We start from the raw sequence: 15,596 nt of genomic DNA, 5'->3' as shown, positions 1-15,596 counted from the left end.
GATCGGGCCGCACAACGAAAAACGCTATGAAGTCAACGTGCGGTCACGATCGTCATCTCGCCGAAACGCGGGGAGGACAGTCTGCAACGTTTTCCGGGCCGTCGGCAACCCTAACGATTCCGTAGATTGATCGTTGACCAGCCATGGAATCAGTTGCCAAAGCCCGCATCCTGGGTCAGAATCCACAGGTGACCGAGCCCGCCCTCGACGACGTGAACAAGCGCATCATCGAGCAGCTGCAGCGCGACGGCCGCATGTCCTACGCCGCCCTGGCGAAGGTCGTGGGGCTGTCGGAGGCGGCCGTGCGCCAGCGGGTGCAACGCCTGCTGGACACCGGCGTCATGCAGATCGTGGCCGTCACCGATCCCCTCACGCTCGGCTTCGCCCGCCAGGTGATGATCGGGGTCAAGGTCGAAGGGGATCTCCGCCCGGTCGCCAAGGCGCTCGCGGGGGTCCCGGAGATCGACTACGTGGTGATCTGCGCCGGCGGCTACGACCTGCTCGTCGAGCTGGTCTGCACCGACGACGAGCATCTCCTCGACCTCATCAACGACACGGTGCGGAGCATCCCCGGCGTCACCGCGACGGAGACCTTCGTCTACCTCAAGCTCGCCAAGCAAACCTATGCGTGGGGGACCCGATGACCACCGACCAGCAACCCGACGCCGCCGCGCTGGACAACGCGGCGCGCGATCACCTGTGGATGCACTTCACCCGCCTGTCGGACTACGCCGAGAACCCGGTGCCGGTCATCGTGCGGGGCGACGGCGCCTACATCTACGACAGCCACGGCCGCCGCTACCTCGACGGCCTCTCCGCGCTCTTCGTGGTGCAGACCGGACACGGCCGCCACGAGCTCGCCGAGGCCGCCGCCAAGCAGGCATCCGAGCTGGCGTACTTCCCGCTGTGGTCCTACGCGCACCCCAAGGCGATCGAGCTGGCCGAGCGGCTCACCAGCCTGGCCCCGGGCGACCTGAACCGGGTGTTCTTCACCACCGGCGGCTCCGAGGCGGTCGAGAGCGCCTGGAAGCTCGCCCGCTCCTATTTCCGCAAGGTCGGCAAGCCGCTGAAGACGAAGGTGCTCTCGCGGTACGTCGCCTACCACGGCACCTCGATGGGCGCGCTGTCGATCACCGGCGTCCCGGCGTTCCGGCAGGACTTCGAGCCGCTGGTGCCGGGCGCCTTCCGGGTGCCCAACACCAACTACTACCGCCGGCCCGACCAGTCGATGACGCCCGAGCAGTTCGGCGTCTGGGCCGCGGACCGCATCGCCGAGATGATCGAGTTCGAGGGGCCCGACACGGTCGCCGCGGTCTACCTGGAGCCCGTGCAGAACGCGGGCGGCTGCTTCCCGCCCCCGCCCGGGTACTTCCAGCGGGTCCGCGAGATCTGCGACCGGTACGACGTGCTGCTCGTCTCCGACGAGGTGATCTGCGCGTTCGGGCGGCTCGGCGAGTACTTCGGGGCCGACCGCTACGGCTACCAGCCCGACATCATCACCTGCGCGAAGGGCCTTACCAGCGGCTACATCCCGCTGGGGGCGATGCTGGTGTCCGACCGGCTGGCCGAGCCGTTCCTGCAGGGGCGGAACTGGTTCGCGCACGGCATCACCTACGGCGGGCACCCGGTCGCCTCCGCGGTAGCGCTGGCCAACCTCGACATCTTCGAGCGCGAGAACCTCAACGAGCACGTGCGCGCGAACTCGGCGCTGTTCCGGTCCTACCTCGAGCGCCTGCACGACCTGCCGATCGTCGGCGACGTGCGCGGAGACGGGTACTTCTTCGGCATCGAGCTGGTCAAGGACAAGACGACCAAGGAGACCTTCAACGAGGCCGAGTCCGAGGCCCTCCTGCGCGGCTTCCTGTCCAAGGCGCTCTTCGAGGCGGGGCTGTACTGCCGCGCCGACGACCGCGGCGACCCGGTGATCCAGCTCGCGCCGCCGCTGATCTGCGGCGAGGAGCAGTTCGCAGAGATGGAGCAGATGCTGCGCGCGGTCCTCACCGAGGCATGGAACCGCCTGTAGAGCGCACGCGGATTCGCCGGCTGCCCGACAAGGCGGTCCGTGAGCGTTCCGCGCTGCACGCCGTGCTCGACGCCGGGATGGTCGCCCACGTGGCGTTCGTCCACGATGGACAGCCGTACGCGATTCCGGTCGCGTACGGCCGCGACGGGGACTCGGTGCTGTTCCACGGTTCGAGCGGGAGCCGGCTGTTCCGCCTGCTGGCGGGCGGCGCCCCGGGCTGCTTCACGGTCACCCTGCTGGACGGGCTGATCCTGGCGCGCAGCGCGTTCGAGGCGTCGATGCGGTACCGCTGCGCCATGGTCCTCGGCTCGTGCACGGTCGTCGAGGATCAGGCGCCGGCGCTGCGGGTGATCAGCGAGCACCTCGCGCCCGGGCGGTGGGACATGATCCGGCCCCCGTCCCGCAAGGAGCTCGCGGCGACGCTCGTGCTGCGGCTGCCGCTGGCCGAGTGGTCGCTGAAGGTGAGCGACGGCTGGCCCGAGACCTCGCCCGAGGACGCCGGCTGGTCCCCGCCGACCGGCGTGATCCCCATCCGCACCGAGCTCGGTGCGTTCTTGCCGGGCGAGGCGCCATGAGCTTCTGGACGGCGGTACTGCCGCCGCAGCCCCCGCGCCCGCCCCTCGCCGGCGACGAGGAGGCCGACGTGTGCGTCGTCGGCGCCGGGTACACGGGCCTGTGGACCGCGTACTACCTCGCCGTGGCCGATCCCTCGCTGCGCATCACGGTGCTGGAGGCCGAGCACGCCGGCTTCGGGGCGAGCGGCCGCAACGGCGGCTGGTGCTCGGCCCTGTTCCCCAAGTCGGTCGGCTACCTGGACCGCGCGTTCGGCCGCGAGGCCGCCCTCGCGCTGAACGCGGCGATGGAGTCCGCCGTGGACGAGGTCGGCCGGGTCGCCGCCGCCGAGGGCATCGACTGCGACTACGCCAAGGGCGGCACCGTCGTGCTGGCCCGCTCGCCGGCGCAGCTCGCCCGGGCCCGCGCGGAGGTCGCCGAGGCCGCGCGCTACGGCATCGAGCTGCACCTGCTCTCGGCCGCGGAGGCGAAGGCGCGCGCGGGCGCGACCGACGTGCTGGGCGGCACCTACACCCCGCACTGCGCCGCGATCCAGCCCGCCAAGCTCGTGCGCGGCCTGGCCGCGGCGTGCCTGCGGCGCGGCGTGCGCATCTACGAGCGGACCCCGGTGACGCGCCTCGGCCCCAGGGTGGCCACCACCGCCCACGGCCGCGTCCGCGCGCCGATCGTCGTGCGGGCGACGGAGGGCTTCACGCCGCGCCTGCCTGGCCACCGCCGTGCCATCACGCCGCTGTACTCCCTCATGATCGCCACCGACCCCCTGCCCCCGGCATTCTGGGCGGAGGCGGGGCTGGCCGCCCGCGAGACGTTCGCCGACGGCCGCCACCTGATCATCTACGGCCAGCGCACCGCCGACGATCGCCTGGCCTTCGGCGGCCGCGGCGCCCCCTACCACTACGGCTCGGCGATCGACCCCGCCTTCGACCACGAGCCCCGCGTCTTCGCCGACCTGGCCCGCGTGCTGCGGACGCTGTTCCCGTTCATCGGCGACGAGGTGCCGGTCGCCCGCACCTGGGGCGGCCCGCTGGGCGTGGCCCGCGACTGGATGGCCTCGGTCGGCCTGGACCCGGCGACGGGGCTGGCCTGGGCCGGCGGCTACGTCGGCGACGGGGTCGGCACCGCGAACCTGGCCGGCCGGACCCTGGCCGACCTGATCACCGGCGCCGAAAGCGAGCTGGTCCGGCTGCCGTGGGTCGGCCACCGCTCCCCGAACTGGGAGCCGGAGCCCCTGCGCTGGCTGGGCATCAACGCGAGCCTGCGCCTGATGACGACGTCCGACGCCGCCGAGGCCCGCACCGGGCGTCCCGCGAAACGGGCCGAATTGATCTCCCGAATGCTCGGTAACTGACCATTCCGCACCATTCACGCGCCGCCGAATGAGCCGATCAGCCCAATCCATCCGGCTCATTCTTTCTTAGAATTCCAGACATGGCTGAGCCGGCCCGGATCGCCGAGATCGCGCGGGGCTTCGCGGTGCGTTCCTGGGCGCTCGGCCGGATCGAGAGCTGGCTGAACCGGGTCGACGGACCCCCGGCCATGCTGCTCACGGGCCGTCCGGGCAGCGGGAAGTCGAGCGTCCTGCTGCAGGCGTGGGCCGGCTTCGAGGCCGCCGGCGAGCACCGCCGGGTCATCGCGACCGTCCTGCGCCATTCCAAGGTCGACAATGCGTTCGACGCGAGTCATCTGCTCGTGCAGATCATCGACCGGCTCAAGGCGGGCACCGGCGACGATCATGTGCTGAGCGTTCGCGCGCCCGCCGTCGTCATCGAAAACGTCAATCAACAGGTCGGCAGCGCCGAGCGCGTCGCGGCCGTCGCCGTCACCGTGAACGCGACGAATTTCTCCGCGCTCAGCGGGCTCGTGCCCGAGGCCGAACGGCGCATCCGGGCCACCCCGCCTTCCGAGCCGGCCCTGATCCTGATCGACGCGCTGGACCAGGCCGAGGACGAGGGGGCCGAGGAGTTCCTCCGGGTCCTGAACACGCTGACCGCCGCCGCCCAGGGCACCGGCGTGCGGTTCCTGTGCGCCAGCCGGCGCCGCGGCTCCATCTGGCTCGACCCGGCCCGCAGCGTGACGCTCGACCTCGTCGACGACGCCGAGGACCTCGACGGGGAGCTGCGGGCGTACCTCGGCCGGCGCTTCGCCGCGGTGCCCGGCGACGACCGTGGGCGCCTGGTCGAGGCCCTGGTCGGCGGCGCCCAGGGCAACTGGCTGTGGGCCACGACCAACGCGGCCGCGCTGGAGGCCGAGATCGCGGCGTCCGGCCGGGTGCCCCAGCCGATCCGGCTCTCGGCGGGGCTGTCCGGGCTCTACGAGGACGGCATCCGGCGCATCCAGCAGCACGTCAGCCGGCCGGCCTGGGAGTCGAAGGTCCGGCCGCTGCTGGGCGCCGTCGCGTGCTCGTTCAGCGGCGGCCTCGGCCCGACCGAGCTGCGCTGGGTCACCGGGCTCGACGACGCCGACCTCGACTCGCTCATCGAGGTCTGCCATCCGTTCGTGGAACCCGACCCGCGGCGGCGGATCCGGCTCTTCCACCCGGACTTCGGCCGCTGGCTGCTCGCCGGGAACATCGCCGGCATCTCCGAGGCGGCCGAGCACCTGCGCCTCGCCATCGGGCTGACCCGGCTCGGCACGAGCGCCAACTGGGGCCCGGTCACCGAGGACTACGCGGCCTCGTGGGTGCTGGGCCACTGGTTCTCGCTGTTCGTGCTCGACCCCTTCCACCCGGACGCGGAGCGGCACGAGCGCGAGGTCGAGCGGATCCTCGCCGAGCCCCGCTGGCTGGAGCGGGCCGGGCCGATGCTCGAGACGATCGAGCAGGCGGGCCGGATCGTGCCGCGGCTGCGGCTGCCGGGGCTGGCCCTGCCGCTCTCCGTCGGGTTCCGGGCGCTGATGCACTCCGACTCCGTGAACCGGTACATCGGCGTGCAGGTGCTGTCGGCCCTGTCCATCCAGGACCTCGACGAGCACGCGGCGTTGGCCGGCAACGAGCGCACCGACTGGCTGAAGCAGCGGCTGCCCGACTACCAGGCGCGCGTGTCCCGGGCGATGTGGGGCGGCCTGCTGCGCGGCTACTACCTCGTCGTCAGCGACTCCGGGCGGCTCGAGGTCGCGCTGGCCCCGAGCTGCGTGGTCGACCTGCTGTCCCCGGACTCGGGCTGGCCGAACCCGGACAGCCTGGAGGCGGCGGCGATCGCCCTCGCCGGGACGGTCCGGCCCGGCCAGATCCCCGAGCTGCTGAACCGGCTCGAGGCCATCGCCGCCGACCCCGCCCGGCCTTCGGAGATCCATCGGGTCGCGTACGTGTGCATCGGTACGGTGCGCCGGGACCGGGCCGCGGGCCGGGACGACCTCATCGCGGCCGTCGCCGCCTTCGTGGCCGCGTGGCGGCTGATGCGGCCCGACGACCCCAACCTGGTCGACGGCGCGATCAACGTGGCGAACACCGTGCGCGACCTGGCCGATCCGGCGCCGGAGCACCTCGACCTGCTGGTCCAGGCCCAGACCGAGATCCAGGAGCTGCGCCGGGCGGGCGACGACCCCGCCTGGCTGCTGTCGCTGAACCTGCTCGGCGACGCGTACCTCGCCCGCGCCGACGCCACCGAGGACGACGACGCCCGCGCCGCGGACCTCGAAGCCGCGCTCGCCGCCTATCTCCCGCCCTGGACGATGGCCCCCGAGGACGACGACCTCCGCCTGGTCTTCGCCATCGGCGTCGCCGACATCCTGCGCCGGCTGCCGTCCCCCTCCCCCGACCAGCGCGACCTGCTGATCCGGGCCCAGGCCGAGGTCCGGGACCGGCGCCGCGCGGCCGGCGAGCCGGCCTGGCGCAACTCGGCCAACCTGCTCGGCGACGCCTACCGGGCCCGGGCCGCCACCTGGCCGGACGATCTCGCGGTCGCCCGCGCGTTCGACCTCGGCGCCGCGCTCGACGCCTACCAGCAGGCGTGGTCGGGGGCGCCCGGCGACGACGAGAACCGCCTCATGTTCACCGCCGACCTGGCCGACGCCCTCCGGGAGCTGCCGGACCGCTCGGCCGAGCAGGTCGAGCTGCTGATCGAGGCGCAGACCGAGATCCGCGACCGCAAGCACGCGGCCGGCGACCCCGGGTGGGTGCTGGCGGAGAGCCTGCTCGGCGACGCCTACGGCGAGCGGGCCGGGCACCGGCCCGAGGACGACCCGGCCCGGGCCGCCGACCTCGACGCCGCCCGCGCCTCCTACCTGCGGACCTGGGAGGCGTCGCCCGCCGACGACTCCCTGCGCCTCACCTACGCCGCCGACCTGGCCGACGCGCTCCACGCGGTCGCCCAGCCCTCGGCCGCGCAGCTCGACCTGCTGATCAGCGCGCAGACCGAGGTCCGGGACCTCTCCCGCGCGGCGGGCAACGCCTCGTGGCCGCGCGCGGCCGGCCTGCTCGGCGACGCCCTCGGCGCCCGCGCCGGCACCCGGCCCGACGACGACCCCGGCCGCACCGCCGACCTCGAGGCCGCCGTCGACGCCTACGTGGAGGCCTGGCGGGCGACGGCGCAGGACGAGGGCAGGGTCGAGGACGAGGACGAACACGTCGACTTCGCCATCGACGTCTCCAACGCCATCCGCCGGCTGGACGAGCCGTCGGCGGAGCACCTGGACCTGCGGATCGCGGCCCAGATCGAGATCCGCGACGCCCGGCACCGCGACGGCGATCCGCAGTGGCCGCTCGCCGCGGCGCTGCTCAGCGGCGCCTACCTGGACCGGGCGACCGCCCGCTCCGAGCCGCCCGACGCCGACGACCTCGCGGCGGCGCTCGAGGCCGCCCGGCCGGCCTGGACCGCGACCGCGGACGAGCCCGAGCACCGGGCCGACGCCGGGGTCGCCCTGGCCAATGCCCTGCTGACGATGCCGGACCGCACACCCGGGGAGCTGGATCTCTGGGTCGCCGTCCAGCGGGAGCTGCACGACCTGCGCGTCGCGACCGGCGATCCGCTGTGGCCCCAGTCGGCGAACATCCTCGGCGACGCCTACACGGCCCGGGCCGAGGCCGCGCCCGACGACGACGCCCGCGCGGCCGACCGCGACGCCGCGCTCGGCGCCTATCTCCAGGCCTGGCAGGGCGCGCTCCCGGACGATCCCCGCCGGCTCACCTACGCCATCGACGCCGCCCGGGCGCTGCGCGAGCTGCCGGAGCCGTCGCCGGGGCAGCTCGACCTGTGGATCCGCGCGCAGACGGAGATCCGCGACCTGCGCCTCGCGGACGGCGACGAGGACTGGCACCAGTCGGCGAGCCTCCTCGGCGACGCCTACACGGCCCGGGCCGGGGCCGCGCCGGACGACGACGCCCGCGTCGCGGACCTCCTCCGGGCGATCGAGGCCTACGACGAGGCGCTGAGGGCGGTGGCCGCCGACGACCCCGACCGCCGCCGGGACTACGCGATCATGCTGGCCGACACCATCCGCGAGCTGCCGGTGCCGTCCGACGCGCTGGTCGACCGGTGGGTCGAGGTGCAGCTGGAGATCCTGGACCTGCGCCGCGCGGCCGGCGAGCCGGGGTGGGAGTCCTCGGCGAACCTGCTCGGCGACGCCTACGCCCTGCGGGGCCGCCGGCGGCCGGACGACGAGACCGCCGCCGTGGACGTCGCGGCCGCGCTCGCCGCCTACCTCGAGGCGTGGCGGGCGGCGGCCCCGGACGACGAGCACCGGGTCACCTACGCGGTCGACGTCGCCGACACCGTTCGCGAGCTGCCGGCGCCGTCCGACGAGCAGCTCGACGTGTGGATCCGGGCGCAGACCGAGATCCGCGACCGGCGGCGCGCGGACAACGACCCGCTGTGGATCAACGCGGCGAACCTGCTCGGCGACGCCTACGCCGCGCGGGCCGACAGCCGCTCCGACGAGGCGCTGCGCGTCGCCGACCTCGGCCGGGCGATCGCGGCCTACGACGAGGCGCTGGCCGCGACGCCGGCCGACGACGCGCGCCGGCTCGACTTCGCCATCGACGCGGCCAACGCCCAGGTGATCCACGCGGCGATCGCCCGGCAGAACGGGCGCGCGGCCCTGGACGAGGCCCTGCGCAAGGTCATCGCCGAGGTGACCCGCACGCAGGACGACTACTCCAAGCTCCAGCGTCTGCTGCCGGTCATCTTCGCCCGGCTGCGGCGCCACGAATGGTGGACCTACTCCGGCTAGCCCGACTGGGAGACCCCATGGACATCGCGATCATCGCCACCGGAGCCGTCACGCTGCTGGCGCCCTACGTGCGCAAGGCCGCCGAGGAGTACGCCGGGGCGGCCGGGCAGGCGGTCTGGGAGGCGACCCAGCGGCTCTACCGGCGGCTGCGGAGCGCGCTGACTCCGGACCCGGCGGCGGCCGACGCGATGGCCCGGTTCGAGCGGGCGCCGGAGGCCGAGCAGGAGGCCTTCGTCCGCGTGCTCGCCGCCCGGCTGGCCGCCGACCCGGACCTGGCCGACCAGGTCGCGGAGTCCATCGCCGCGGCGAAGCGGGCGGGCGCCACCGTCCACGTCATCCAGCGGGTGGTCGAGGCCGAGCGCGTGGTCGGGGCCGAGGTGGGCCGCATCCGGGGCGACCGCTCGCTGCGGGTCGACCAGCAGGTCGAGCGGGGTAAAGACGTGCTGGGCGTGCGGATCGACGAGCTCTGAGGCGCGGGCCTGCTCGACGGGTCCACAGTGGAGCCGTGCGGGGAGCGCTCAGCCCTCGAGTTCGTCGGGCGACACGCCCAGCAGGTTGGCGACCTGCTCGATGATCACGTCGTGCACGAGGTCGGCCAGGTCGTCGTGGTCGGCGGCGCGGAACTCGAGCGGGCGGCGGTAGAGGACGATGCGCGGCGGGACCCCGTGCCGGCCCGGGCGACCGGGCAGCAGGCGGGCCAGCGGGACCTCGCCGTCCTCGAGCACGTCGGAGTCGTAGACGTTGAGCTCCGGGGGCACGTCCTCGACGGCGAACTCGACCCCGGCCAGCTCCTGGGAGAAGCGCTGCTCCAGCTGCTCGACCGAGTCCAGGACGAGATCGTCGAACATCTCGGCGCGCGTGCGGGACATCGGCAGCGACGCGGGGACCAGGCGGCCGCGCAGCCCCCGGCCGTGCCGGTCGCGACCGCGCCGGCCCGGTCCACTGCGTCGTCGGTCTGGGCTCGCCACGATGTTCAGCGTAGCGCCAGGTGCCCGCCCCGGGCTCGGTGCGGCCGCCGCGGGTCGCCGGGCTCTTGCGACGGTCGCCCGTGCGGGCGTGTCGCCGTGGTCACGTCGGCGTGTCGCGGGCCTTAGGGGACGACGCGGCGGCCTTCGAGCGATACCGTCTGGCCGTGAGGACCCCACGTCGATGCTCGCGCAACGGTTGCCCCCGATCTCCCGTTGCGACGTTGACGTACGTTTATGCCGAATCGACCGCAGTTGTCGGTCCGCTGGCCGCGTTCGCCGAGCCGCACTCCTACGACCTGTGCGAGTCGCACGCCCGCGGGCTGACCGCGCCGCGGGGATGGGACCTGGTGCGGCACGAGGGCGAGTACGGTCCCCCGCCGCCGACCAACGACGACCTCGTGGCGCTCGCGGAGGCGGTGCGCGAGGCGGCCCGGCCGGCACCCAACCGCGAGGAGCCCGATCAGCAGCATCCACTCGGCCGGCGCGGGCATCTGCGCGTCATTCCCCCCGACGCGTAGATTATTCCTCCGACCGCATAACAATTCCAAGAAAATGGGCGCCGACCCCCAAAAGGAGATCGGCGCCCGAATTCGAAAATCCGATCCGCTAAGCAGCCCGTCGTTTGAGCTTGCGACGCTCGCGTTCCGAGAGCCCACCCCAAATCCCGAAGCGCTCGTCGTGCCCGAGCGCGTACTCCAGGCAGTCCGCCCGCACCTCGCAGCGCGAGCAGATGCGCTTGGCCTCGCGCGTCGACCCGCCCTTCTCCGGGAAGAAAGCCTCCGGGTCGGTCTGCGAACACAGAGCGCGCTCTTGCCACTCCGGAGCGTTACCCAGCAGGTCGGCCACGACTGGTCGGCCGTCCATCAGCGTGCCTCCTTCTTGCGCACCGGCGTCAATGCCGGCGCAACCCCCCACGCGGAAGGCGCATGTCCTACAAGGTTGCTGTACCTCGGCGCGGTGTTCCTTATGTCCGCTTGACAGGTTGTCGGAACCCATCCGGCGAACATCCCCCGTGAAATTACACGCGTGTAATGCGTGCGTCGTCAAGCCGAACCTGCTAAATAGGCCCGCTCGGGCGATCGCCTGCACCCCGTGCCGTACCCATACCGACGAAGCCCCACCGGAGGTAACGGGCGACACGCCGGACGCGCCGGAAGAGTTCTGGAAAGTTTGCTCAAGCCGCGCGTGACCTGGCCGAACTGCGCCGATGTGCGGCAAAAGCTGAGACCCGACCTCACGGCCCGCCCATGATCCACCGAGTGCTCCTGGGCGCCGCCGTCTCCGTGATCATGTTCACCGTCGGCGTCGCCGGCCTGGGGTGGAAGCCCTACGTCGTGATGTCCGAGTCCATGGCGCCCTCGATACACGCGGGCGACCTCATCTTCGTCGACCCGCACGCGCAGTCCGTCGCGCAGTACGAGATCGTCACGTACAACGATCTCCGGGGCCCGGTCACGCACCGGGTCGTGGCACAGGCGGCGGACGGCGCGCTGACGGTCAAGGGCGACGCGAACGCACAGGCGGACCCGCGCGCGGTCGACCGCAAGCGCGTGGTGGGGCCGGTGCGGCTGATCTTGCCCCACGTGGGGTGGCCGGTCGAGCAGGTCCGGACCCACCCCGTGAAGATCGCGCTGGGCGCGCTCGTGCTCGCCCTGCTCATCCCCGGCCGGCGCATCTTCGCCCTCATCCTGCTGGGCGCCCTCGTGGCCGGCGTGGCGATGGTCCCGACGACCGTGAGCTAGGCCCCGTCCCGGACCTTTGCTCAGACACGACCGTAGGTGGTGGTGCGGCGGCGCACCGGACGGCCGGCGGCCTGGCCGATCGCCTCCAGCTCCTCCTTGGTGCGGGCCGAGCCGTGCTCGGAGCCCGCCATGCGCGAGATGGTCTCCTCCATGAGCGTGCCGCCGATGTCGTTGGCGCCGCCGCGCAGCATCGCGACCGTGCCCTCGTCGCCGAGCTTCACCCAGGAGCACTGGATGTTGGGGATGCGCCCGTGCAGCAGCACGCGGGCCATGGCGTGCACGGCGCGGTTGTCCCGCCAGGTGGGGCCGGGTCGCGCGATGCCCGCGAGGTAGATGGGCGCGCTGTGGTGCACGAACGGCAGCGCCACGAACTCGGTGAAACCGCCGGTGCGGTCCTGGATGCCGGCCAGCACCCGGAAGTGGCCGAGCCAGTGGCCGGGGTGGTCGACGTGGCCGTACATCATCGTCGAGCTCGACCGGATGCCCAGCTCGTGCGCCGTGCTCACCACCTCGACCCAGGCCGACGTGGGCAGCTTGCCCTTCGTGAGCACCCAGCGGACCTCGTCGTCGAGGATCTCGGCGGCGGTGCCGGGGATGGTGTCGAGGCCGGCCTCCTTGAGCTGGGTCAGCCAGTCACGGATCGACACGCCGGCCTTCGACGCGGCGGTCACGACCTCCATCGGGCTGAACGCGTGCACGTGCATGCCGGGCACCCGCGCCTTGACCGCCCGCACGAGCTCGGCGTAGGCGCTGATGGGCAGCTTCGGGTCGATGCCGCCCTGCATGCAGACCTCGGTGGCGCCCGCGTTCCAGGCCTCCTCGGCACGGTCGGCGACCTGCTCGTACGACAGCCGGTAGGCGTCGGCGTCGCGCTCCCGCTGGGCGAAGGCGCAGAACCGGCAGCCCACGTAGCAGACGTTGGAGAAGTTGATGTTGCGGTTCACCACGAACGTGATGTCGTCCCCGACGGCCTCGCGGCGCAGGTCGTCGGCGATGCCGACCAGCTCCTCCAGCCCGGCACCGTCCACATTGAACAGCGCCAGGGCGGCCGCCTCGTGCTCGGGCCGCAGCAGGGCGCCCGGGTCGCTCGCGGCCAGCTTGAGTCCACTGTGGACGTCGGAGTCCAGGCGCTCGGGCGCGGTCTGCCGCACGCGCGTGGCGACCTCGTTCCAGTCGCCGTAGACGGTGTCGAAGTCGCCGCGGCGGTCCGCGCTGCGCCCCTGCTCGTCGATCGCGGTGTGCAGGTCGGTGCGGCCGCTGTCCTCGTGCCCGCCGTCCGGCTCCTGCCACGGCCGGCCGACCGGCATCGCGGACTCGTCGGCCAGGCCCGAGTCGCGCTCCATGAGGGCCTCGACGTGCTCCACGAGGCGGGCGTCGAGCCACGGCACCCCGCGGCGGGCGTACTCGGGGTAGATGGTCAGGCGCTCGCGCAGTACGAAACCGGCCGCTTTTGTCCTTGTGGCCAGCTCGTCGAGGGCCGGCCAGGGGCGCTCGGGATTCACGTGGTCCGGGGTCACCGGGCTCACGCCGCCCCAGTCGTCGATCCCGGCCCGGATGAGCAGCGCGTACTCCTCGTCGATCAGGTTCGGCGGGGCCTGGATGCGCGCCTTGGGCCCCAGCACCAGCCGGGCCACGGCGATGCTCGCGGCCAGGTCCTGCAGCTCGGCGTCCGGCATCCCGCGCATCGCCGTGTCCGGCTTGGCGCGGAAGTTCTGGACGATGACCTCCTGAATGTGGCCGTACTCCCGCATCGTCCGGCGGATCGCGAACAGCGACTCGGCCCGCTCGTCCAGCGTCTCGCCGATGCCGATGAGGATGCCGGTCGTGAAGGGCACGCCGACCCGCCCGGCGTCATCGAGCACCCGCAGCCGGACCGCGGGCTCCTTGTCCGGCGAGCCGAAGTGCGGGCCGCCCGGCTCCGACCACAGGCGGGTCGCGGTGGTCTCGAGCATCATGCCCATGCTCGGCGCGACCGGCTTGAGCCGCTGCAGCTCCGCCCACGACAGCACACCCGGGTTGAGGTGCGGCAGGAGGCCGGTCTCCTCCAGCACCGCGATGGCGCACGCGCGCAGGTAGGACAGCGTCGAGTCGTAGCCGCGCTCGTCCAGCCAGCGCCGGGCCTGGGGCCAGCGCTCCTCGGGCCGGTCGCCGAGCGTGAACAGGGCCTCCTTGCAGCCCTGCCGGGCGCCCTCGCGGGCGATCTCGAGCACCTCGTCGATCTCGAGGTATTCGGCGGGCAGCCGGTGCGGGACGGTCGCGAAGGTGCAGTAGTGGCACCGGTCCCGGCACAGCCGGGTGAGCGGCACGAAGACCTTCTTGGAGAACGTGATGACGCCCGGGCGGCCGGCGTCGGCGAGCCCCGCGTCGCGCACCGCGCCGGCGATGCCGAGCAGTTCGTCCAGGGCCGCGTCGCGGGCGCTCAGCAGGACGGCCGCCTCGGTCGCGTCGAGCGTCCGGCCATCGGCCGCCCGCCGCAGTGCCCGGCGCATGGCGTTGCCTTCGGTGCCTCTACCTTCAGGTGTCACCACCGAACTGTAGGCCGCCGGGGGGCGATTCCTCGCCAGGCCGGTGTGTGACGTAATACCACCCGTGGCCGCGACTGGGTCGCGGCCACGGGTGTGCGGGCGAAACGGTCAGTTACTGGGCGGAATCGCCTGGGTGCGCTGGGTCGCCTCGCCCTCGTCGTCCTTCTTGGCACCCGGCTGCAGCACCGTGGTGCGGTCCGGGTCCACGGCCTCCTGCGCTGCGGTCGCCTCCGCGGCCGGCTCCTGTGCGGCCGGCTCAGCCGGCCTGACCACGGGCGCCTGCTGGGTGGCGTCGGGGTCGGCCGGGCTGAGCACCGCCGTGCCCTCCTCCTCGGCCGGGGCCGGGTGAGTCGAGTGGCCACCCGGCCAGCCCGCCGAGGCGAACCCGCCGGGCGGCGTCGACGACTGGGCGTCGGCCGGAGAGGCCGAAACGGGCTCGTCGGCCACCGGGGTCGGGGCCGGCGCCGTGTAGGCGGCGAACGGCGAGCTCAGCGGAGGCCCGGAGGCCGGCTGGGCCGCGGGCGCCGCCGTCTCGGCCGCGGCCGGAGCGGCGGGCACAGCCGGAGCGGCGGGCACGGCCGGGGCGGCCGGCGTCGCGTACGCCGGGGTCGCGTAGGCGGGCGCCGCGTATCCACCCGAGGTCGGCTGGGCCGTCGGGTAGGCCTGGGGCTGCGCGGCGACCACCGGCGTGCCACCCGTCGTCGGCTGCTGCCAGCCCTGGGTGGCCGGCTGCTGCGGGGCCTGCTGGGCCGGCTGCTGCGAGGCCGGCTGAGCGCCGGTGACGTAGCCGGTCTGCTGAGCCGCGTACGCGGCCTGGTGCTGCGCGTACTGCTGGGCGTACTGCTGCTGGGCGTAGGCCTGCTGCTGGTACTGGTAGCCCTGGTACGGCGAGGCGACCGGCTTCGGGGCCGTGTAGGCGCCGAGGTAGATCCGCGCGGCGAGGAACAGCCCGAGGCCGATGAGCGCGAGGCCCGCCAGGTGCTCGAGGAAGCCGCCGAGCGCCCAGCCGATCGGGCCCTCGCTCTGGAAGTCGCCGATGAGGCCGCCGAGCAGCAGCACGAGACCGAGCACCGCGGCGATGGCGTATTCGATCATCGCCATGAGCACGACGATCTTCGCCCGCGGCGTGACCGGGTCGAGCAGCAGCACGAGCACGACCGCGACGATCGGCAGCAGGATGACCTCGAAGCCGATCACGTTGGAGAACGACGCGGTCGCCGTGGCCAGGAACGAGTTGAACAGGCCGGTGAGGACGCGCACGAGCCCCGCGAGCAGGATCAGCGCGACGGCGCCGAGCAGGCCGAACGCGGCCAGCTCGCGGTAGGGCTCCAGCAGGCCGCGGGCCTTCTTCGCATCCGGGGGCGCGACCGGCGCGACGGAAACGGCCTGATACTGCTGCGCGGCTCCGGAGACGGGGGCGGCCTGGTACTGCTGCTGCGCGGCACCCGAGACGGGAACAGCCTGCGTCGCCGGGGCCGGGGTCTGATACTGCGGCGCCGCCTGGGGCTGGTAGGCCCCGGTGGAGGTCGGATCGGGTGGCTGGGTGCTCACTGGCTCTCCCGAAGTGAAGCGGTCCGTGCAACAGGTCGCCAGCAGCCTA

At 73.3% G+C, this 15,596-nt stretch carries 12 protein-coding genes; 8 read left to right on the top strand and 4 right to left on the bottom strand.

Annotated features, from left to right (window positions below):
* Nucleotides 1–143: 143 nt before the first annotated feature.
* The 6 genes from AC6JBM_RS48610 (at nt 144) to AC6JBM_RS48585 (ending at nt 9,231) form a co-directional block, all read left to right on the top strand.
* A complete protein-coding gene (locus AC6JBM_RS48610) occupies nt 144–644 on the top strand; it encodes an Lrp/AsnC family transcriptional regulator (protein WP_350612068.1) in 501 nt (166 codons plus the stop codon).
* A complete protein-coding gene (locus AC6JBM_RS48605) occupies nt 641–2,023 on the top strand; it encodes an aspartate aminotransferase family protein (protein ID WP_497980360.1) in 1,383 nt (460 codons plus the stop codon). The genes AC6JBM_RS48610 and AC6JBM_RS48605 overlap by 4 nt, the downstream gene beginning before the upstream one ends.
* The gene (locus AC6JBM_RS48600; protein WP_497980359.1) at nt 2,008–2,598 is read left to right on the top strand and encodes a pyridoxamine 5'-phosphate oxidase family protein; all 591 of its coding nucleotides are present in this window, start codon (nt 2,008–2,010) and stop codon (nt 2,596–2,598) included. The genes AC6JBM_RS48605 and AC6JBM_RS48600 overlap by 16 nt, the downstream gene beginning before the upstream one ends.
* Nucleotides 2,595–3,944, top strand: a complete 1,350-nt coding sequence (locus AC6JBM_RS48595; RefSeq protein WP_497980358.1) for an NAD(P)/FAD-dependent oxidoreductase — start codon at nt 2,595–2,597, stop codon at nt 3,942–3,944. Before AC6JBM_RS48600 ends, AC6JBM_RS48595 begins: the two co-directional genes overlap by 4 nt.
* 80 nt (nt 3,945–4,024) lie before the next feature.
* A complete protein-coding gene (locus tag AC6JBM_RS48590) occupies nt 4,025–8,761 on the top strand; it encodes a hypothetical protein (RefSeq protein ID WP_497980357.1) in 4,737 nt (1,578 codons plus the stop codon).
* Between the two features lie 17 nt (nt 8,762–8,778).
* The gene (locus AC6JBM_RS48585) at nt 8,779–9,231 is read left to right on the top strand and encodes a hypothetical protein (protein ID WP_497980356.1); all 453 of its coding nucleotides are present in this window, start codon (nt 8,779–8,781) and stop codon (nt 9,229–9,231) included.
* Between the two features lie 48 nt (nt 9,232–9,279).
* On the opposite strand, the gene AC6JBM_RS48580 is transcribed toward AC6JBM_RS48585, so the two are convergent.
* Entirely contained in the window at nt 9,280–9,729 is a 450-nt protein-coding gene (locus AC6JBM_RS48580) for a metallopeptidase family protein (protein WP_350612063.1), read from the bottom strand.
* A gap of 164 nt (nt 9,730–9,893) precedes the next feature.
* On the opposite strand from AC6JBM_RS48580, the gene AC6JBM_RS48575 reads away from it, so the two are divergent.
* The gene (locus AC6JBM_RS48575; protein ID WP_350612062.1) at nt 9,894–10,247 is read left to right on the top strand and encodes a DUF3499 domain-containing protein; all 354 of its coding nucleotides are present in this window, start codon (nt 9,894–9,896) and stop codon (nt 10,245–10,247) included.
* 88 nt (nt 10,248–10,335) lie between these two features.
* On the opposite strand, the gene AC6JBM_RS48570 is transcribed toward AC6JBM_RS48575, so the two are convergent.
* Nucleotides 10,336–10,593, bottom strand: coding sequence for a WhiB family transcriptional regulator (locus tag AC6JBM_RS48570; RefSeq protein WP_033364663.1), 258 nt, complete (start codon nt 10,591–10,593; stop codon nt 10,336–10,338).
* Between the two features lie 383 nt (nt 10,594–10,976).
* On the opposite strand from AC6JBM_RS48570, the gene AC6JBM_RS48565 reads away from it, so the two are divergent.
* Nucleotides 10,977–11,471 carry a signal peptidase I gene (locus AC6JBM_RS48565; RefSeq protein WP_497980355.1) on the top strand — a complete coding sequence of 165 codons (495 nt, stop codon included), beginning with the start codon at nt 10,977–10,979 and terminating at the stop codon, nt 11,469–11,471.
* A 20-nt stretch (nt 11,472–11,491) separates the two neighbouring features.
* Here the strand turns inward: AC6JBM_RS48565 and AC6JBM_RS48560 are convergent, their stop codons facing one another.
* Together AC6JBM_RS48560 and AC6JBM_RS48555 are read right to left on the bottom strand one after the other, a co-directional pair.
* Nucleotides 11,492–13,999, bottom strand: a complete 2,508-nt coding sequence (locus AC6JBM_RS48560) for a bifunctional FO biosynthesis protein CofGH (protein WP_497980354.1) — start codon at nt 13,997–13,999, stop codon at nt 11,492–11,494.
* A gap of 105 nt (nt 14,000–14,104) precedes the next feature.
* Nucleotides 14,105–15,547: a hypothetical protein gene (locus AC6JBM_RS48555; RefSeq protein WP_497980353.1), complete on the bottom strand. Its 1,443-nt coding sequence runs from the start codon at nt 15,545–15,547 to the stop codon at nt 14,105–14,107.
* Nucleotides 15,548–15,596 lie beyond the last annotated feature (49 nt).

Source organism: Dactylosporangium thailandense, assembly GCF_059739745.1.
The sequence above is the reverse complement of the archived record's forward strand: the minus strand, read 5'-3'. Positions and strand labels throughout refer to the sequence as shown.

What these genes read in the sequence shown, in the direction of transcription:
- AC6JBM_RS48610 (WP_350612068.1), top strand. Translation starts at nt 144, where the DNA reads ATGGAATCAGTTGCCAAAGCCCGCATCCTGGGTCAGAATCCACAGGTG.
- AC6JBM_RS48590 (WP_497980357.1), top strand. Translation starts at nt 4,025, where the DNA reads ATGGCTGAGCCGGCCCGGATCGCCGAGATCGCGCGGGGCTTCGCGGTG.
- AC6JBM_RS48565 (WP_497980355.1), top strand. Translation starts at nt 10,977, where the DNA reads ATGATCCACCGAGTGCTCCTGGGCGCCGCCGTCTCCGTGATCATGTTC.
- AC6JBM_RS48585 (WP_497980356.1), top strand. Translation starts at nt 8,779, where the DNA reads ATGGACATCGCGATCATCGCCACCGGAGCCGTCACGCTGCTGGCGCCC.
- AC6JBM_RS48605 (WP_497980360.1), top strand. Translation starts at nt 641, where the DNA reads ATGACCACCGACCAGCAACCCGACGCCGCCGCGCTGGACAACGCGGCG.
- AC6JBM_RS48600 (WP_497980359.1), top strand. Translation starts at nt 2,008, where the DNA reads ATGGAACCGCCTGTAGAGCGCACGCGGATTCGCCGGCTGCCCGACAAG.
- AC6JBM_RS48570 (WP_033364663.1), bottom strand. Translation starts at nt 10,593, where the DNA reads ATGGACGGCCGACCAGTCGTGGCCGACCTGCTGGGTAACGCTCCGGAG.
- AC6JBM_RS48595 (WP_497980358.1), top strand. Translation starts at nt 2,595, where the DNA reads ATGAGCTTCTGGACGGCGGTACTGCCGCCGCAGCCCCCGCGCCCGCCC.